The 18,028-nt window shown below is 70.5% G+C and carries 17 protein-coding genes; 10 read left to right on the plus strand and 7 right to left on the minus strand.

Going from position 1 to position 18,028, the window contains the following annotated elements; translation table 11 throughout:
• Positions 1-234: 234 nt before the first annotated feature.
• The 6 genes from lanKC to ACFVU9_RS24500 all read right to left on the minus strand — a co-directional run bounded on the left by lanKC (position 235) and on the right by ACFVU9_RS24500 (position 10,036).
• On the minus strand, positions 235-2,802 hold the full coding sequence (gene lanKC, locus ACFVU9_RS24475; protein ID WP_387596626.1) for a class III lanthionine synthetase LanKC: 2,568 nt from the start codon (positions 2,800-2,802) through the stop codon (positions 235-237).
• Entirely contained in the window at positions 2,799-3,881 is a 1,083-nt protein-coding gene (locus ACFVU9_RS24480) for a radical SAM protein (protein WP_387596629.1), read from the minus strand. The genes lanKC and ACFVU9_RS24480 overlap by 4 nt, the downstream gene beginning before the upstream one ends.
• 287 nt (positions 3,882-4,168) lie before the next feature.
• On the minus strand, positions 4,169-4,609 hold the full coding sequence (locus tag ACFVU9_RS24485; protein ID WP_387596632.1) for a hypothetical protein: 441 nt from the start codon (positions 4,607-4,609) through the stop codon (positions 4,169-4,171).
• The gene (locus tag ACFVU9_RS24490) at positions 4,609-6,747 is read right to left on the minus strand and encodes an integrase (protein ID WP_387596635.1); all 2,139 of its coding nucleotides are present in this window, start codon (positions 6,745-6,747) and stop codon (positions 4,609-4,611) included. The genes ACFVU9_RS24485 and ACFVU9_RS24490 overlap by 1 nt, the downstream gene beginning before the upstream one ends.
• Entirely contained in the window at positions 6,744-8,444 is a 1,701-nt protein-coding gene (locus tag ACFVU9_RS24495; RefSeq protein ID WP_387596638.1) for a hypothetical protein, read from the minus strand. The genes ACFVU9_RS24490 and ACFVU9_RS24495 overlap by 4 nt, the downstream gene beginning before the upstream one ends.
• 158 nt (positions 8,445-8,602) lie before the next feature.
• Positions 8,603-10,036, minus strand: coding sequence for a site-specific integrase (locus ACFVU9_RS24500; RefSeq protein ID WP_387596641.1), 1,434 nt, complete (start codon positions 10,034-10,036; stop codon positions 8,603-8,605).
• A gap of 237 nt (positions 10,037-10,273) precedes the next feature.
• Here ACFVU9_RS24500 and ACFVU9_RS24505 point away from each other — a divergent pair, with 237 nt between their 5' ends.
• The 10 genes from ACFVU9_RS24505 (at position 10,274) to ACFVU9_RS24550 (ending at position 17,111) form a co-directional block, all read left to right on the plus strand.
• Complete coding sequence (locus tag ACFVU9_RS24505) at positions 10,274-10,594, plus strand: NUDIX domain-containing protein (RefSeq protein ID WP_387596644.1); 321 nt, start codon at positions 10,274-10,276, stop codon at positions 10,592-10,594.
• Positions 10,591-11,547 (plus strand): phosphotransferase family protein, encoded by a 957-nt coding sequence (locus ACFVU9_RS24510; protein ID WP_387596647.1) that lies wholly within the window; start codon positions 10,591-10,593, stop codon positions 11,545-11,547. The genes ACFVU9_RS24505 and ACFVU9_RS24510 overlap by 4 nt, the downstream gene beginning before the upstream one ends.
• Positions 11,517-12,002, plus strand: a complete 486-nt coding sequence (locus ACFVU9_RS24515; protein ID WP_387596650.1) for an NUDIX domain-containing protein — start codon at positions 11,517-11,519, stop codon at positions 12,000-12,002. Before ACFVU9_RS24510 ends, ACFVU9_RS24515 begins: the two co-directional genes overlap by 31 nt.
• The gene (locus ACFVU9_RS24520; protein ID WP_387596653.1) at positions 11,999-12,226 is read left to right on the plus strand and encodes a hypothetical protein; all 228 of its coding nucleotides are present in this window, start codon (positions 11,999-12,001) and stop codon (positions 12,224-12,226) included. The genes ACFVU9_RS24515 and ACFVU9_RS24520 overlap by 4 nt, the downstream gene beginning before the upstream one ends.
• 21 nt (positions 12,227-12,247) lie before the next feature.
• Positions 12,248-12,724, plus strand: coding sequence for a GNAT family N-acetyltransferase (locus ACFVU9_RS24525; protein WP_387596656.1), 477 nt, complete (start codon positions 12,248-12,250; stop codon positions 12,722-12,724).
• Positions 12,721-13,266 (plus strand): HIT family protein, encoded by a 546-nt coding sequence (locus tag ACFVU9_RS24530; protein ID WP_387596659.1) that lies wholly within the window; start codon positions 12,721-12,723, stop codon positions 13,264-13,266. The genes ACFVU9_RS24525 and ACFVU9_RS24530 overlap by 4 nt, the downstream gene beginning before the upstream one ends.
• On the plus strand, positions 13,263-13,496 hold the full coding sequence (locus ACFVU9_RS24535) for a hypothetical protein (RefSeq protein WP_387596662.1): 234 nt from the start codon (positions 13,263-13,265) through the stop codon (positions 13,494-13,496). The genes ACFVU9_RS24530 and ACFVU9_RS24535 overlap by 4 nt, the downstream gene beginning before the upstream one ends.
• Positions 13,486-14,115 carry a hypothetical protein gene (locus tag ACFVU9_RS24540; protein ID WP_387596664.1) on the plus strand — a complete coding sequence of 210 codons (630 nt, stop codon included), beginning with the start codon at positions 13,486-13,488 and terminating at the stop codon, positions 14,113-14,115. Before ACFVU9_RS24535 ends, ACFVU9_RS24540 begins: the two co-directional genes overlap by 11 nt.
• A 620-nt stretch (positions 14,116-14,735) precedes the next feature.
• Positions 14,736-16,091, plus strand: a complete 1,356-nt coding sequence (locus ACFVU9_RS24545) for a hypothetical protein (protein WP_387596667.1) — start codon at positions 14,736-14,738, stop codon at positions 16,089-16,091.
• Positions 16,092-16,499: 408 nt separating this feature from the next.
• The gene (locus tag ACFVU9_RS24550) at positions 16,500-17,111 is read left to right on the plus strand and encodes a hypothetical protein (RefSeq protein ID WP_387596670.1); all 612 of its coding nucleotides are present in this window, start codon (positions 16,500-16,502) and stop codon (positions 17,109-17,111) included.
• Positions 17,112-17,271: 160 nt separating this feature from the next.
• On the opposite strand, the gene ACFVU9_RS24555 is transcribed toward ACFVU9_RS24550, so the two are convergent.
• Positions 17,272-17,925, minus strand: a complete 654-nt coding sequence (locus ACFVU9_RS24555; RefSeq protein WP_387596672.1) for a septum formation family protein — start codon at positions 17,923-17,925, stop codon at positions 17,272-17,274.
• Between the last annotated feature and the right edge of the window lie 103 nt (positions 17,926-18,028).

An 18,028-nucleotide genomic window follows, 5' to 3' on the forward strand; every position in this document is an offset into this window, starting at 1 on the left:
CTGCGTGTCCTTCTGTCTTTGGGCCGACCTCCCTGCGGGCGGGGCGGGGGGGGGCCCCGGGGCCCCGCCCGGGCGGCCCGCGCCGCCGGGCGCCCCCCGCCCCCCCCCCACGACCCGATTCGGGGAACGGCTACTCGTCCACCCCGAGCGTGCTCATGTAGCTGTTGGCACAGGGCCACAACGCGGGCGCGTCCTCCTCCAGCTCCTGCAGTTCGAGAATCTCCTCCATGACGGTCACCTCCCTCCCAAGGTCGTCGGTGCCGGGGGCCGCGAGTCGAGGAGGGGCAGGGCTGGCCCGTCCTTCTCGAACGCGGAACTCAGGGCGAGCAGGACGCCCGCCGCTCCCGTGGCCAGGTCGGCGGAGAGCCGCAAGCCGTGGGTACCCGGGAAGGCGAGGTGGCCCCGATAGGACCGGGCGTGCCAGGCCAGACGGTGGATTTGAGTACGAATGGCCGGGGAGTCGCCGGTTTCGCCGAGGGCGGCGAGGACCGCGATGCCACCCGCACGGCCGCGGAACAGGCCGCTGTTGCGCACGAACAGCGCCTCACAGGTACGGCGGATCGCAAGGAGAGCGGCGGCCACGGCGGGGTCATGCCGGTGGCGGAGGAAGGCCCGCAGGCCGAAGGCGAGCCCGATGCTGCCACCATGCAGGTACGGGAGGTGGTGCTTCCCGCTGAAAAGGGCGAAGGCCCCGTCGGGGAGGACCTCACAGCGGGCCAGATCCTGTTTCAGTGCGGTGCCGGCGAGGTCCAGCCAGCGGCTGCCGTGGCCCTGCTCGTACAGTCGAAGGAACGGCAGGGCGAGACCGGCTCCGCCGTGCAGCAGCCCGAAGGGCGGATGCTGACCCGGTGTCACTGCTGGTTCACCACTCAGCAGTCTGGCGGCGGCCGCTTCGCCCAGACACAGGGCCTGCTCGCGGAAGGTGTCGTCCCCGGTGGTGCCAGCGAAATACAACAGGTTCAGCATGATGCCGGCCGCGCCGCCCGCCAGGGACGGGTCGAGGTCGCCGGTCCCGCGCGCACTCCATCGCTCCAGAGCTTCCAGGGCCTCATCCCGCCAGCCCAGCAGGTCGAGAGTGAGCGCGGCACCGTGCAGGCCATCGTAGAGCCCGGGCCGCGGTGTGCGGTCGCGCTCGACGGCGGCCACCAGCCACTGAATGTAGGCATCGGGGACCTCGGCGCCGGCATGGTGGAGCGCGTAGAGCACACCCGCCGCACCATGGCCCAGTGAATAACCCCCGCCGCTGGTAGGACTGGTCGGAGTGGCGGGGAAGAGCCGGTCCGGGCGCTCGGGTGAGGCCATGACGTGGATTCCGTCCACCAGTGAGTCCCGGATCGCCGGCCAATCGAGCGGGTCGGCCATAAGGAGCGTACCTGCGTCGTCGTCCTCCGGGGGCGCCCCCGGGAAGGTGAACAGTGCGGTGCGGTGGTCAGGCAGCAGAGGGTACAGCTCGTCGATCGTCTGCGCCGACCTGCGGAACTCCGCCGGCTGCAGTCCCGGTAGCGGCAAGAGGAGCCACAGCTGCAGTTGGTGGAGCAGGTAGGCGGTGGCCTCGGCTCCCCGCAGGCCAGCGGGGGCTGTGCAGCCGGCTTGGCCCACGGCTGGGGCGCGGTCGTCGTCGAGGTCGGTGGCGGTCTCGAAATCGGCCAGCACGATTCGGCCGTCCGGCCCGAGCAGGATCTTGTCCGGGTTCAGCTCACCCAGCCGCACTCCCCGGGCATGCAAGCGTCCGAGCACGTCTGCCAGGGAGTCGAGCACGCCCATAGCCCAACTGACGTACTGGGCCGCCTCGTTCGCAGCTCGCTCCTCGGTTGTCAGCGGAAGCGCGGCTGCCGCGGCTTCGGCGAGCGTCCTGCCCTCGATCCGTTCCACCGCGAGGAAGTGGTGCCCCCCATACACGTGGTGTCCGATCACCCGGGGCACGCACTCGAGCCCTGCGAGCCGTTCCAGAGTCGCGTGCTCCCGGGTCAGCCGGGCGACCGCGTCCTCGCTACGCCGATCGAGTCCGGCATGGGGCCGGGCTTCGCGCAGCTCCACCTCCCGGCCCGAGCGGGCCTCGGCCGCCAGGTAGGTTCCACCTGCATTGGTGAACTGCATCGCCCGTCGCACCTGGTAGGGGAACGGTTCGGCGGGCCCGGCGTGCAGGGCCTCCTGGTCCTGGCGCAGCGGCTCGGGCAGAGCAACCCAGTCGGGGCAGGTGAAGACTGGACGGCTCTCGTTGGGAACGAGAGTGCCGTCCGGCTTTCGCAACGTCTCTGCGGCGCCCAGGATTTCAAGACCGTTCGGGGTCTTGAAGGAGCCGTAGCGAGCGTAGAGCGGGCCGGAGCGGTGGCGCAGCGCCCCCAGGGCAGATGGGCCGGGCACCCCCTCCAGCCTGCCGCCGAGCTCCCCAAGCGCCCGCCTCAACTCGCCCTCGTCCGCGGGGTAGAGAGTGATCGGGCGGCCGCTGCTCAACCGATAGGCGTGCTTGTCGCCCAGGGCACGAGCACACGCAACGCTTCGAATGATGTCGTAGCCCACACGGTGGCGGACGGCCCAGTCGGCGACAGCCTGCGCCGTCCGGGCCAAGTGAGGCAGAGCCGGTGAGACGTGGATCAGCCAGCCCTGCTCGGGCAGCGCGAGACCACGCGGCCGCAGCCGCACGAACCAGCCGCTCTCGACCCTGTCCCAGCCCTCGGGCGGCTCGCCTGCTGCCGGGGCCAGTGCCGTTCCACCGTCCGGCAGTTGTTCCGGGAGTTCGAAGAAGTCCGGGTCGGCCAGACAGAAACGGTCGAAGTCCTTCAGCCGCATCAGGTCGCTCACCGAACAGGGCCGCTCGCTTCCTGGATGGGCACCACGAATTCCGGCGGTTCTTGCCGTACCGAACGCCGCTCGATCCTTGCCAGGTCCTCGGGGGACGCGAATCGCCGGTCCATCCGCCGTACAGCTTCCGCCCAGCCCTGCATCGAGCGGACGGAGGAGAGCGTCTGCACCACGAACGGATCCCTCAGACGCTCCCGCCCGCGCCGCCACAGCACATGCCCCGGCTCCTCCAGCAAGCTTCCGACCGTGCCCTCATACACGGCGCCGGCGCGGACCGCCCCGTCGGGTTCCACCTGCATCACCGGCGCGGACGCGCCCTGGGCAACGCGTTCCGGTTCCATGACGAGATCGAAGTTGTCAGTGGTGTGAACGGAGACCGAGGGCGGAGCGAGCTTCCGCAAGCGTGCGAGGAACTCCGAGCTGGTCAGTTGCCGGACCTGCTGGTCGTCGAGCAGTTCGCACCGGCCGAACTCCGGCCGGCTCGCGAGCCCCGCCGGCACCGCGGCGTTGAACACCAGCGTCCCCAACCCGGGGAACCGTGGCGCGATCTCCGAGGCGAGCAACTCCAGCTGGTCGAAGTTGCCGCGCACCACGACGCAGTCGATGCCGAACCGAAGTTTGCGGGCACCGCCCCGCCGCCGCTCGTGCGCCTCCTCGTCCAGCAGGCCGAGCGCAGCCATGACGCGTTCGAAGGAGCCGACCCGACCGCGGATCCGGTCGTGGACCTCTGCGGTGGCTCCGTCCACGCTGACCACCACCTCGTCGAAGCACTCCGCCAGGCGCAAAACCATCGCTCGGTCCATCACCCATCCGCTCGTGTTGACGGATGTCCGGACTCCCGCCTGCCGAAGCCTCACCGCCACGTCGAACAGCCCTGGCACAATGAGCGGTTCGCCCCCGGACAGTGCCACTACCCTCGGGCCGAGATCGATCAGCGCGTCGGCGACCCGCAGCATGTCGGCCCGGCCCAGCTGCCGCGCGGGACGCCGACCGGACTCGCTGTAACAATGCGAGCACCGCAGCGGGCACGCGTACGTCGTGTCCCACACGACTACCTCAGGCCCGTCAACGGCAGCCATCTCTCCCCCATCTCGTGGAGCCTTACTGAATCTCAGGAAAGCAGCCAGGACGAGCGGATAAGGCCATGACACGGCTGGCTTCACCTGATGCAGTGAAGCCCAGTCAGGATTCGGTCTTTGACTGCCGGCGGCGCTATGCGTCCGAATCTGCCGCGTCGAGCGGCGACGGCCAGGACGCGGCCGATGCGGCAGGTAGGCCACCATCCCGGTCCCCGTCTACGGCGCTCAGTCGGGTGAAGGCTGCGAAAGCGTACCGGCCGGCCCTGCTCTGCCTTGATCGCAGAGAGCTAATCACGCTTCGCCGTCCCCACAGAACGAGTCCGAACGGGCAGCTGGGTCACGCCGGCGGCGGCGCCGAGTTCCGCTTTGGCCTGCTCCAGTTCGAGCGACAGTTCGGCGATGATCCGGCGCATCACCTTGGTTCTCGACCGCTCCTCGGCCAGTTCGGTCCTCAGTTCGGCTGTCTCTGCCTTGAGGGTGCGGTTGGCGTCGGCGAGTTCCTGCATCGCGGTCGGGGTGGAGTCCTGGGCCTTGGCTCGGGCCTGGAAGTCCTGGACGAGGTCGGTGTGGCCATAGACGATGTCGCGCCGAAGATCGCTCTCGGTGATCAGCTCGGAAGCCGTGAGCTTTCCGGACGACGAGCGCAGGGGTGTGCCGGCCAGGAGACGGTCGGCCGCCGCGCGGATGGCGGCCCGATCGGCGTCCTGGTCGCGTGGTCGGCGTCCCATCAGTGCTCCCGCGTCTGGTTGTTGGAAACCGTCGTGTGTTCGTGCGCGTCGATGATGGCGCGGCTGCCGGCGGCCAGGGCTGCGGCACGGTCACGCAGAGGTCGCGGTGCCAGCCGGTCCGCTGCCGTGACCTCCCACTGCTTGAGTCGCAGTCGCTGCTCGACGATGCTCCGGTCGGTGTAGGCCAGGTTGGTGCACGCCAAGCGGCATTCCGACTCGTCGGGGCCGTCCTCTGCGGGCAGGCCGGCCTCGAGCCGGGCCTGGCGGCAGGCCGCGGTCTCGCGTCGCCACACGCAGGTCATGCCGTCGCCGTGGTGGATGTTCGGGTTCGCCTGGTCCAGGAGCCGCTCCACGCTCTTTTCGGCGGTGACCACGCGTCCGGAGAAGCGGGCACGAGCCCGCACCCGGTGCCGATACTCGTCGGCCGAGGGCCCGGACACGTGCTCGCCCTCATCGAGTAGGCGCGCGTCCTGCTCGTTCTGCTCCAGCACCATCTCCAGGGTCTCGATGTGGATATCGTCCATCCATGTCGTGTCGGAGCGCCCCGCGTAGCTCAAGGTCACTTTCGTGTGGACATGGGCGTACTGCAGGGCGGCTGCCACCAGTCCGCGTGGCCGGCGGACGATGAAGTACGCCAGCGTGCGCCGGAACCGGCTGGCATGGAGGTGCTTGGTCGGATCCGGTGGGATCGGCAGGGCTTCACCGGGGCAGTGGAAGGTCGCGTTCACCCAGGCCAGGAAGTCCTCCAGGTCGTTGTTGATCGACCAGCCCTGGCGGGCATTGAACTCGTTCGGGCGTGCGGCGTGCGCGTTCGTGAAGCTGGCGGGAAAGAGGAACGGGTATTCGCCGAGGCTCTCCAGCAGGGCGATTGCGGCGTGGACCGGGGCGACGACTACCCACGGGCGCTGGTCTTCCGTCGCCTCCTCGGGCAGCAGTGAGGCGCGGTCGAAGCCCTTGCCCCGACGGCCGACCATCAGCAGCTCTCCGGTCTCTTCATCGACTTCCCGGCAGCCGGGCCGCAGGTTGAGCACCTCGCCCGGGCGAGCGCCGCTGAGGTAACAGATAACCACGAAGCAGGCGGCGGCGACCATGCGGACCAGCGTCCGCAGCTCTGCGAGGGTGATTGGCGTCTCGCGCCAGGGCCGGCCGTCGATCAGTCCGGCGATCTGCCCGACATAGGTGTCCTGCGCGACCGGCAGCCCTGAGTCGCTCAGCATCCGCTTCTGGTTCGGGGTGATGCCCACGCGAACCTTGAGTTCGGGCGTGCGGATCATGCGCTTGATGGCGTGGCAGTTGACCGTCACCGTGCCGTCCTTGTGCCGGAGGCCCGGAAGCGACTCGCCGGTGCGGCGGCACCGCTCGATGTACTGCAGCAAGCGGTCGGCGGTCGGCCCGCGGAACTCGGCCTGGGAGGGGTGGACGCCCGCGTTGATCTGCTGGTGGGTCACCCAGGCGTCGCGGACGTCCGGGCCCACTGCCTCCACGACGTGCAAGGCCCAGGCCAGCAGGGCGGTCATGGTCTCCGGGGCAATCCGGGGCGTCTTGTTCTCGCGGCCTTCGGCCGGGCGCTTCGGATCGTCGTCGGAGGCTCCCGGCCACGGGTAGCCAGTGGACAGGCGTCCTTCCTCGGGCAGGTGGGGGCCGTAGAGCCACAACGTGCGGACTGCGGCAAGCATGTCGATCTTCCGGCCCTCTTTGCGTGAGAGACCGAGGACATGTGCACGATAGGCGTCCAGGGCCTGCGCAGTGACATCGCACAGGCGTGTGATCCCGTGGTCGTCGAGCCACTTCGCGAAGATCTCCAGGTCCATGAACCAGTAGCGGAAGGTGGCGACGCCGGCGCGCTCACCGCCGCGCTGCACGGTTGGGTCCCCGGGGTAGGGGTGGTCGAGTGCGGCCAGGAAGAAGGTCTTGAACGGGAGTTGGAGGGTATTCGGGTAGCGGGCCCAGATCAGAGCGGCGACGTTGACGTGCGCGTCGGGGTGCGCGGGTTTGATGTGCCAGAGCGGATCGCCGAAGCGGGAAAGCATGGCCGGATCGGTTCCCGCGCGAAGGGCTCGGTTGCGCAGGATGACCGTGTCCGCGGCTGGCCACGGATTCTCTTGCTGTTCGAGCGGCCGGAGCGCGGCTGTGGTCATCGCAGGTCCAATCGGCCGTCGAGGAGATCGTCGACGAGGTGCTGGTGGTCGTCCGTGAGGTCCGCGCGGGCTTTGCCGCGCTCGGCGTCGGTGTAGTGGTCGATGATGTCCTCCAGCTGCTGCAGGGGATTGCGGAAGCGGGCTCGCCACAGAGCCGGGTCGAGGTTGGGCCGGCGCTGGAGGATGCCGTCGCGCACGGCCAACTGGATCGGGAGCTGGTGCGGGAGGGCTCGGGCGTTCGCGCAGCTCAGGCAGTCCAGAAACGAGGCCGGGCAGGGCTGACCGGCCTCTGCGACGGGGCTGGAGAGATGGTCGACGCAGCCCACGGTGGCGGTGTCACGCTGGGCACCGAGGAGTTCCTTGAGCGACTGCGGTTCCAGCCCGACCTGCGCGGCGGCCCCGGCCAGGTCCTGGCGGGCCTGTTCGATGAAGTCCGCGGTGAAGACCAGGACGGCCTGCACTGCGCGGGCCTTGGCGACCTCCTGGCGTAACGCGGCTGCGACGACCCGTCGGCTGTCGGCCTGCACGGTGCGGCTGCCTTTGAGGTAGAGGTCATTGAGGGTGCGCCGCGAGTGCGCGACCGGGTGGCGACGGCGTTCCAGTGCCGTCTGCCGGATCCTCTTCACGTCCACCGCCGGCGGTCCGCCGGGCACGGCATTCCTGGCAGCGGGAAACCCGTGCGACCGTGCCCACGCCAGGACGTCACTGGCGTCCGCACCCACGCCCCAGGACGATCCGGTCTTGCCGCTGCCGAGGTACAGCGAGGCGAACGCCGCCGATGCCCCGCCGTGTCGGCGTGCCAACTCGCTCAGCGACAAGAGAAGTTGGTACACCCGCAACGGGGAGCGCATCAGCCGGCGCTCCTCGGCGCTCGCGCCGAGCAAGTCGGCGAGATCGGCGGGCAGGTCCTCGAGGGCAGCGATCATGTGTTCCCGCTCGGGACCGCGGCGCGGTTTGGCCTCCTCGATCAGCACGAGTCCCTCGTTCTCCCGCGCTCCGCCGGGGTGGAAGTGAGCGGCGGGCCAGGTGGCCACCGTGCCGAAGTTCTCCTGCGTCAACCCGGTCAGCAGCAGGCAGAACGCGGTCGCTTCCGACCGCGTCAGGCAAAGACGCGGGGCCAGGACCCGAAAGCCGCCAGCCCGCACGACCGCCCTGTTGTGGTTCCCCGAGGGCAGTCGCGGCAGCTCCCCGGTGCGGTCGAAGATGTCCAGGAGCGAGCCCACCTCCGACTGATGCAGGCTCAGGCTCGAGTCGTTGGCGCGCCAACGGGCCAGCAAGCGGCGCCCCACCTCGATCCTCTCCCGGGCGAGCCGGACATCGCGGCGTGCCGCCGTCATGATCGCCTGCCAGTCCGCATCCGGGTACGATCCGGGCCGCTCGATCTCGGCCCCCTTGACACGCACGTCCAGCAGCGTCTGCCAGGCGTCCTCGGGCAGTTCGGGGTCTCCCCGCAGCAGCGTACGTAGGCGCTTGACGTAGTCGTGCTGCACAGGTCGGCCGTCGTAGAAGTCGACGTACGCCTGGATGTGATTGCCCGTCAGGTCATCGGGTGAAGCCGGCTTCGGATCGCAGCCAGCCAGGACGTCGGCGAAGCTGCTGGCGGTGTAGAAGTGCCCCTCGGCGGTCCCGAAGCGTTTGCTCGACGTCCGGGCTGTACCGACTCTCCGACTGAAGGATCGGGCCAGCCACTGCTGCATGGCGGGCGCGACCTTGAACTTCGAGAAGTCATAGGTTCTGGCCCGGCGGCCGGACTCCTCCAGGAAGCGGACCAGTGTCCCGCCGCCTTCGGGCAGGATTCCACGCTGCGGCGGCTGCCAAGACGGCTCCGGGAGGGACGCCCGGCGCCCTCCCCGGCTCACCGCGCCCCCTTCACACCGCGCATCACCAGGCCGCTGTCCGCGGCAGCCGCGCGGACCAGGGCGTCCACGCCCGTCTGCTCGTCCTCATCCAGCAACGCCATCAGGTAGTCGACCTGGAGTCCGGTGAACGGCTCCAGGTAGTAGTCGCGAGTGGTATCCGGATGCGCATGTCCCATCAAAATGGACAATGCATACCAAACATCGCCGAACTGGTCGCGCAGGTCCGTGAGTTGCTCATCGCTGAAGCCTTGGACCTGCGGTTGCCAGACCATCGACAGGACCAGGAACCAGCGGAGGGCGAAGGAGTGACGGAGCATATGGGCTCGTGCCCACAGCGGGCATTCCGCCCGGCGCCGCTCGCGCTGCTCGGGTGTCAGCGTCTCGGCGGCCAAGTCCACCCACAGGTCGGCGATCCGCTCGTTGGCATCGCGGAAGGTATCTTCCCACCCGCCGACCTTCTTCGGCAGCCCGTCGTGAGACAGCCAGACCGCAAGCGGTTCAAGGCCGTTGGGCGTTCGGCGGAACAGCAGTCTGCGTTGGTCCGGGCCTATGACGTCGAGCGCCGTTGGCACGGACGATTCGGACCGTCCCTCCAGGTGGAGCTCCCGTGTTCGCGGGCTGTAGCCCGTCACGATCCACACCCCGGTGAGGCGGTCGTACCGCCCAGCGCGCTGGGCACGGCGGATCACCTCTGCCCGGGAACCCTCCCACTCGTCCATGTAGGAGGCCACCGAAGCCATCACCCGGCGCGGAATCCGGTAGTACCGCCCCTCCTTCGCCCCCTTGATGCACGCCTCCGCCAGCCAGGCCCGCGGGAAGCGCCCCTCCTCGGACAGCGGCAGCTCGACATCCAAGATGCTCGCCCACTCCTGGACCCGCAGGCCGGTCCCGTAGAGCCCGTCGACGAAGGCTGTGTCCCGGTCCTCGTTGTACCCGCGCCAGCCGCTTCGCCGCAGGCCGTCGAAGCCGTAGCCGCGCAGACCGATGTTCCGCCACTGCTCGAACCCGATTCGTAGCAGCCATTTCACCTGGCGCCGCCGAGTCGCGGTCGGCCGGATCGGATCCCGCCCGTTCCCGGCCAGCGGAACTCCGTCCTCATTCAGCACACCGGACGGCCGCCTCGATCGCTCGGACTGGCTCGGCAGCGACAGCACGGGATTGTCGACGCCGTAGCGCGGCTTGGCCCACACGTAGAAGCAGCTCAGCGCCGCCCGGTCGGTGTCGAAGCTCGTCCCCCTCACCCGCTCCTCGTTTCGGACGTCGGTGATGCGCCAGTCCTTGAACGCCTCGATGTCGCCCGCCGTGGCCTCGTCCCAGGTGCGGCCGAAGACATGAAGGAAGGTCAGCCAGACCGCGAGCGAGTACGCGTACCGGCGCATGGTCCCAACCGGCGCGCCGGCCATCGAGCCGGTGCGGAAGAAGAGGTTCACTCGCGGGTCCGCATAGCCCGTCGGAGCGATCAAGATCGGAGTGCCGTGCCGAGCCCCGTTCCGAGCAGCTCGCTCGTGGACGCCGCCGAACCACGCGAACTCTTCCTCAGCGGCAAACGGAACTGCCCCCACCATGTCGTAGAAGTCAACGGACCATCGCCCCAGACCATCCATAATTCCCCCATGCTCAGAGAGTTATTTCTACAACATGCGGATGCCCGGAGAACGGCCGGGCACATGGAGCGGGGCGAGTCGATCACCCGCGCGATGGCGCGCGAGGCCGAGGAGGAACTCGGCGTCACCATCGCCGAGGCCGACCTCGCGCTCGCCCACACGTTGCACCACCTCGACGCCGACGACGGCCGCAGCCGACTCCAGCTCTTCTTCCGCACCGGCCGCTACGAAGGCACAGTGCGCAACGCCGAGCCACACAAGTGCAACGAGTTGCGCTGGTGGCCGATCGGTCGGCTACCGGTCGACATCGTGCCCTACACCGCGCACGCCCTCGGCGAGATCACACGTGGCAACGCGCTGTCCACCGTCGGCTGGCCGGCATGACCGTGCCCGCCCTCCCCGACGACGCCGACCGGCTGCTGCGCAGCACGGCCGGTCCGTACGAGCCGCTGGGCGTGCACTCGCGGAACCGTGCGGGTCAGCCGGCGGTGTGGGAGGTCCGCACCGGCGACGGGCGCCGGATGTTCGCCAAGCGGCCCAAGAACGAGCTCATGCACCGGCGCGAAACCGCCGCGTACCGAGGCCTGGTACCTGCCCTTGGCCCCGGCCGGGCCCCGACCCTGCTCGCCGAAGACGTCCGCTCGTTGCTCCTCGTCACCGCCACGCTACCCGGCACGCCCGTGATCTCGGCCGCTCTCAGCGCAGCCGAGGAATGCGAGGTGTACCGGCAGGCCGGCCTGCTCGCGGCCCGCATCCACGCCCACCCGATCGCCGACGGCGTGTTCGGCAAGCGACTGCCCTGGAGCCAGGAGCGCGAACGGGCGCTCGCCCGCGCCCGGGACGCCCAGCTCTCGAAGGGGGACGTCAAGGTCCTGGCCGAGGCCACTCGCGCCGAACTCCCGAAGACCGCCATCGCTACCTGCCACGGCGACTGCGGCCCGCGGAACTGGCTGGTCTGCCGTTCCGGCGACGGCCGGCTCTTCGTCGGCGTGATCGACTTCGAGCGCAGCCAGGTCAAGGAGCCGGTGCGGCGCGACCTGATGCGGGTCATGCTCCAACTCACGCCACACCGGCCCGACCTCCGCACGGCGTTCCTCACCGGCTACGGGAGAGACCTCACCACCGCCGAGCAGGCGGCGTGCCGGGCCTGGGCAGCGATCGACTGCCCCGCCGCCCTGCGCTGGCCCTCGACCACCACAACGACGAAGAGATTGTCGGATACACCCGCTTCGTCCTGGAACAGCTACGCCGCCCCGCAGCGACCGTCTGAAACCTCGCTCCGTTCAACCATCTTGGAGGTAGCACCGTGGAAAGCCTTCGCCAGGCAGTGGCCGTGATCGTCCACGACCAGGTCCAGGGCCTGGTCGCGACGATCCACTACGCCACGAACAGCTGGAGCGCGACGCCGGCGTGGACGATCCCCGGCGGCAAGGTCGAGGTAGGAGAGCGCCTCGACGAGGCCGCCGCCCGCGAACTGCGCGAGGAGACCGGGCTGCTCGTCGAGCCCGAGGATCTGCGGCTCGTCCACACGATCCAGGTCCGTCAGGGCTGGGACGGCAAGGGGGCCTTCCTGCTCAGCGCGTTCCTCGCCACCGCCTGGCGCGGCGAACTGGCCAACACCGAACCGACCAAGCACCTCTCCGTCGCCTGGTCCCCGGTCGACGCGCTGCCGCTGCCGATGTTCCCGACCTCCCACGCCGCCCTCACCCTCCACCTGTCCGGTGGACGTGGCTTCTCCACCCACGGCTATGACGGTAAGCCCTTCGACCTGCACACTCTGGTCGGCGCGTGACAGCAACAGGCCGACACCGGCGACCACCCGACCCGCAGCTGCCGGCCGACACCGACGCCCGGCTGCGAGCCATCGCCAACGGACAGCCCGTCGTCGAGGGAGGCGTCGTCGTCTTCTCCGGCAGCACGGTCCCGTACGTCTACCGAACCGTGCACCGGTCGGACGGCGTAACCGACCATCACCTCGTCCGCCTCGATCCCCCGCCACCGCTTCTGTCCCCCTGACCGTCTTCTGGAGGAGTCGTCGTGTCCGGTCTCTCCGTTCGCCTCGCCGGCCCACAGGACGCCGACGAGTTGTTGCGCCTGCGCGTCGCGGTCCTCGACAGCGCCCAGCTCACCGACGAGTGGCGCTCCACCTTTCGCGACGACATGCGCGCCCGCCTCGGCACCGACCCGAACCTGCTCGCCTACGTCGTCCCCATCGACGCGCACACGCTCGCCTCGTGCGCCATCGGCATCGTCTACCGCGGCTACCGCGGCCCCACCCACCCCGGCGGGCTGTGGGGCCGCATCCACACCGTGGCCACCGACCCCGCCCACCGCCGCCGCGGCCACGCCCGGGCCACCACCGCCGCACTCATCGAAGCCGTCAAGGAAGCCGGCTGCGGCTCGATCGAACTGCGCGCCACCGAGGCCGGTGCCCCGCTCTACCAGTCCCTCGGCTTCGGGCCGCTGGACGGCTACATGGCGCTGCGCCCCGGCCCGGAGGGCTGCACGCGGTGAGCGCCTTCGACCTCGACGCCTACAACGAGCGGGCCCGCAACGGGCCGTGCTTCATCTGCTCGATGCTCGCCGGCACCCCCGGCTACGAGCACCGGATCGTCCTGGACGACGGCGTCCACGTCGCGTTCCTCGACCGCTACCCCACCCTGCCCGGCAAGGTGCTGGTCGCCCCGCACGCCCACGTCGAGGACACCATCGGCGGCTTCACCGAGGACCGGTACCTGGCCCTTCAGCGCGTGGTCCACCGGGTCGCCGCCGCGCTCGCAGCGACCGTCCCGACCGAGCGCGTGTACGTGCTGAGCCTGGGAAGCCGGCACGGCAACGCCCACGTCCACTGGCACATCGCCGCCCTGCCACCCGGCATCCCCTACGAGCAGCAGCAGTTCCACGCGCTGATGACCGAGCGAGCCGGCGTCCTGCCGGACGACCCCGAGCAGTCCGAGCACCTCGCCGCCCGGCTCCGTGCCCGGCTGCACCGCAACGCCCAGGAAGACGCGGTGGCGCCGGCGACCCGTCCAAATCACGTGGAGGAGACCGCTTGAAGGCCCGCACACCCAACCCCGAACAGGAGGGCGAGGTCTCCGACAGCAAGCGGTTCCTGTTCGGCGGCCGACTGCGCTACGACTACAGCTTCGACGACCACGAGCAGACCATGCTGACGGTCGGATTCCTCACCGTCACCACCCGCAGTGCGCGGTCGCGCTGCCCAATGTCGGCGGGGCCCGGTACCGTGCGGTCACGATCAAGGCCCAGGAGGGAACATGACGACTGAGGAAGCACCCATCACAGCCCTGACAGCCGTCATGTCACCGCGCGACGGCGCCGATGAGCAGGTGGACTGGACCGCGGTCGGGCAGGCCTGGGGTGTCGGGTTCCCGTCCGACTACATGGCCTTCATGGCCGTCTACGGAGCCGGCGGCATCGACGAGTCGGTGGGCATCCACGTCCCCGAGGAGACCACGCAGCCACCCGAGGGGCCGGGCTTCGGCAGCATGGCCAGCGAGACCGCCATCATGCGACGCCTTTGGTCGGACGACGGCGGACCGGCCGGCGTCGACGCCACCCCGGCCTCGGTGATCGCATGGGGCACCAGCAGCGGAGCCGACATGCTCGGCTGGCTCACCACCGGCTCCGACCCCGACACGTGGTCGGTCCTCGTGTGGAAGCGGCACGGATCGCCGCACTGGCAGATCCACGACTGCGGCATGACCGAGTTCCTGCGGCGCCTGTTCACCCGGGACTTCGCCGATTGTCCGCTCAGCGACGCCTCCCTGTGGGGCGACCCGTCGCCCCACTTCGTTCACTGGCGCGAGGAACGCCGCCGCTACGAAGCAGGCATCGACCCCTACACCGGACAGCTGCTGCCGTGGCACGGTGCAGACTTCACCTGACCCCGGTCCTCCACACCGCTCCGGCCAGCGCCACCGGGGTGGCCCGCGGCTCCCGATCCGGCTGCCGGGCCGCAGCCCGTGCGGCGGGGCCAGGGAGTCCTCGGGACCGCGGCCAGGCAGGCATGAAATTCACGAAAGCAGCGTGCCTGACTCGCCTCAAACCGCAATCTCGGCCCGTTGCCGGCCCCGGCGCCAGCATGTGGCCGGCAGGTCACGCGTCGAGGACGTCCCCCACCTCCACGATGGGCTACACGAACGCACGTCCGCCGCCTGACTCGCTCACCGCCAGCGCCCACGTCACCGGCCCTCGCCCAATTCCCGACCCCTCGCGTCTGCCATACCGGGCCCAACGAGCCGCGGATGCCTGAGGGGACCAAGCCTCACACGACCTGCGGTCCTGGGACAGCGGGACTACCTCCAGCCCGCACGCGTGCAGGCTCGGACGCCCACGGGAAGCCGCCCGCTCGCGGGCTTGGCGCACCAACCACCGGACGCGGCCCGCGAGACCGCAGATCCGAGTGGCGGGCTTCCGGCCGTGCTGTTCGATGCGGGGCCTTGAACGTCAAGACCAGAGGAGGCCGCTGAGGGCGGTGTCGGTGGCGGCTGCGATGATCCACTTCATGAGTGAGACGACCCCCGCCGTGACGTGGACGCATGACCTGGCCACCACCGTCGAGCTGGTACGCACCCTGCACGACCTGCCGTGGGCCGCGGACCGGTCTGCGGTCGAACGGTTGGTGGCCGAGCGCCCCGGCTGGAGGATCCGCCGGGAGATGAACGACCTGCTCGCCGTCGGAATGTTCCCGACCGGCGGGACGGAACTGTACTTCGACGCCACCGCCCCCAAGCAGGCGCACTACCGGCGGGTCCGGTTGATGCGGCTGCTGGACTTCGCCCCGACGGCAACGCCGCACCAGCGGCAGGCCGCCCTGCGGCAGCTCGCCGAAGCGCTGGGCGCCGTCGGCACGCCGACGCCGGCACCGACGGGAGCCGAGGGCTTCGGGCTGCGCTGGCGCTCGGGAGAACGGGTCATGCTGCTGCAGAGCAACGACCGGTGGGCATGGGTCTCGCTGCACCAGGCAGTCGCCGGCGCGCAGCACGTCGACGAGGACGTCCTCGGACGGATCAGCGAGGACCTCCCGCCGCTGTGGGATAGCGGAGAGCGGGACCAGCGACTGACGCTGCACCGGTTCGCCGAGTCTCCCGCGCTCGAACACCGACGGGACGTCTTCGCCGACGTCTACCGGGCGGTGTGCGGCGTGCTCGGCGACCCGACGCTGTACGGGGGCGGCCCTGACGGGCCTGACGTCCGGTGGCGTGGCAGCGGCGAGGACACCACGCTGCTGCGGCTGCGGGCCGACCGGCAGGAGGTGTGGGTCGAGACCGCTTCGGCCGAAGCGGTCGAGGCGGAGGAACTCGGCATCTTCCGGTGGGGCGGCCCGGGCAGTGACGGGAGCAGCGACTTCTCGCGGCTGCCGTACAGCTGGCAGCTGCACCTGTACGGGCCCGGCGAGACCGCCGTCTACCTGCCCGGCGGCCGACTGGCCGGCAATCTGCCGCACCTGAGGGAGGCGCTGGAGCTGCAGTTCGCCGCCTGGATCGAGCAGCTGCCCGTCCAGCGGCCCGGGGAAAAGGTCACGTTCACCATCGCCTCGCGCCGGATCATCGGCGGAATCTCCTTCACGTACTACACCGATAAGGGGTTCCTGCTCCGCGTCGGTCCCCGGCCCGGGGACCCGCAGGTGGTGGCGGCGGCCATGACCGCCGACGGGTGGCATCCGTCCGGCAAGCGCTGGAAAGCCGAGTTCCCCGCCCCGACCGCGCGGACCGCCACCGACGTCGCCGCGCTCATCATCGCCGAACTGGCCGCCCGCGGCCTCACCGGCGACCACGGCGAGGTGACCGCCCGCCGGGTATGCCTCGGACCCGCGTGGGGCTTCTTCCTCGCCACGGGGCTGGGGCTGGAGACGAGCTGACGCACCGCCGTCTGGGGCCCGCCCCCGGTCAGCTGGAGCACGGCGGGTAGCGGCAGCGGACCGAACCGGGCCAGGGCCTGATCAACGGCGGTACCCGTACTGTCCTGGCCCGTCGCCACTCCGGTGCCCCCGCTGCCTCGAAGATCGCGGACGATGGTGCCGGGCGGGCGGGCCTGGGCCCCGGGCGCTCGTCCGAGGCGCCTGCCGGAGCAGCGGGGTTCGAAATGCCACGCCGCCCGCCGAGTTGGTAGGTCGGCGGCCGGCGCGCGGTGAGTCGCCGGCGGCGGCGAGTGCCTGAGGTTGTCGGAGATCTCGCGCCCCTCGAACCGTCCAGGGAGGTCCACCGGCTCCCGACTCCCGAGATGGTCCCGCCGGAACCGTGTCGGACCCTGTTGTTAGCCTGCGCGGATGGGACTGGACATCACCGTGGTCATGGCCGACTGGAACCGGCTGGCCCGGATACCGGCGGACGAGCGCCTGGACGTACTGGACGACACCGTGTTCCCCGTCCCCTGGAGCGATCCGGTCCCGGCCGCCCTCGCCGTCGCCCAGCCCGACGGCTGGGTCTGGCCGCCCGAGCCGACCTGGTGCGCCCGGTACAGCTTCTACGGGACCACCGGCTCCTACAGCTTTCACTGGCACCTGGCCGCCGCCTGGGCGGACATCAGAGGATCGGCGGCCCCCGACCTACGGGCGGCCCTCGACCGCTTCCTCGGCGCCCTGATCCCCGAGCCACCGGACGACGGCCCCGCACCGGCCGCCGGCTTCCCCGACGACCCCTCACCCTGGCACCCGCACGTACTCCTGCTCTGCACCCCTGACGAAATCCCCGTCCTCGCCCGCTCCTGGGAGACAGCCGCACCACGGCTGGAGGAACTCCGCGCCCCGTTCGACGCCGAGTGCGCCGGCTATTCCTGCCGGCCCGCCACCTTCGACGCCGCCGCCGCACTCCTGCACGAGTGGGGCGAGGTGGTCGCCGGAGCCGAGTCCCGCGGCTGGGGCCTCATCGGCCTCCGGTGAGCTCGCCGTTCAACTGCCCTGGCAGCACCGCGTGGTCGCCTACGGCTTCGGCGGGCTGCGCCTTGCCTCCGGCGCCGACCCGGACCTCACCCTCCACCGCACGCCGTGAGACCGGAATCCCGCATCGGCCCACTGACAGTGCGGAATTCGGCCGGGCCGGCTACTCGCTGGTGAGGCCGAGCGCGGTCCGGACGGCGGCGGCCTGCGTGTGGCCGCCGTGGCTGCGAACGGCTGCGACGTCCTCTTGTGCGCTCGTGCCGTCGGAGGCGGTCCGCAGTGCCGCCAGCGCCGGCAGCATCTGGAGCAGTTCGGCCTTCAGATCGGCTGCGGGCTGCCGGACCCGGTCGCTCCAGGTGGTTGAATCCAGCGTCGCCACCTCCGCGTTGACGGCGGCCGACAGGCGGTCCGCCCAGGGCCGTGCGCTCGTCGGGTCGGCGTCCAGGTCCATACTGCGGGGCGCGCCGGCGAGCTCGCCCTCCATGCGGTCGGCGACCTGGAGGTAGCCGATCTGTTCCGTGGTCAGGGTCGTCTCGTCGCGCCGCAGCGAACCCGTCCGGTCACCCTCGTCGTCGGCGAACCAGCAGACGATCCTGTGCCCCGAGCTCTCCCAGGACTGCTCGTCGGGCAGGTAGTCGTGGACGCGCACGGAACGCGGCAGGGCCCAGGTGTCCATCGCGTAGGCGTTCCGCTGCGCCTCGCAGGCCTTGGTCGTCTCGCGCTGGAGCGGGTACGGGCCCGGGTAGAACGGGTCGTCCGCGGTCGCCACGGCGAATACCTCGCCGGAGTGGCGCTCCGCGCAGGACACCGGTCGCACGCGGGTACGGTCCTACCGCAGGTGACCGCTCCGACGCTCTCGACCTCCTCGAAGCCACCCCGCTCGGCGCCCCGTGGGAGATCACCGTCACCGCTGTCCACAC

The organism is Kitasatospora sp. NPDC057936 (assembly GCF_042887525.1).
Lineage (GTDB): Bacteria > Actinomycetota > Actinomycetes > Streptomycetales > Streptomycetaceae > Kitasatospora.

What these genes read in the sequence shown, in the direction of transcription:
- ACFVU9_RS24490 (WP_387596635.1), bottom strand. Translation starts at nt 6,747, where the DNA reads ATGACCACAGCCGCGCTCCGGCCGCTCGAACAGCAAGAGAATCCGTGG.
- ACFVU9_RS24480 (WP_387596629.1), bottom strand. Translation starts at nt 3,881, where the DNA reads ATGGCTGCCGTTGACGGGCCTGAGGTAGTCGTGTGGGACACGACGTAC.
- ACFVU9_RS24495 (WP_387596638.1), bottom strand. Translation starts at nt 8,444, where the DNA reads ATGCAGCAGTGGCTGGCCCGATCCTTCAGTCGGAGAGTCGGTACAGCC.
- ACFVU9_RS24485 (WP_387596632.1), bottom strand. Translation starts at nt 4,609, where the DNA reads ATGGGACGCCGACCACGCGACCAGGACGCCGATCGGGCCGCCATCCGC.
- ACFVU9_RS24545 (WP_387596667.1), top strand. Translation starts at nt 14,736, where the DNA reads ATGAGTGAGACGACCCCCGCCGTGACGTGGACGCATGACCTGGCCACC.
- ACFVU9_RS24550 (WP_387596670.1), top strand. Translation starts at nt 16,500, where the DNA reads ATGGGACTGGACATCACCGTGGTCATGGCCGACTGGAACCGGCTGGCC.
- ACFVU9_RS24540 (WP_387596664.1), top strand. Translation starts at nt 13,486, where the DNA reads ATGACGACTGAGGAAGCACCCATCACAGCCCTGACAGCCGTCATGTCA.
- ACFVU9_RS24510 (WP_387596647.1), top strand. Translation starts at nt 10,591, where the DNA reads ATGACCGTGCCCGCCCTCCCCGACGACGCCGACCGGCTGCTGCGCAGC.
- ACFVU9_RS24505 (WP_387596644.1), top strand. Translation starts at nt 10,274, where the DNA reads ATGGAGCGGGGCGAGTCGATCACCCGCGCGATGGCGCGCGAGGCCGAG.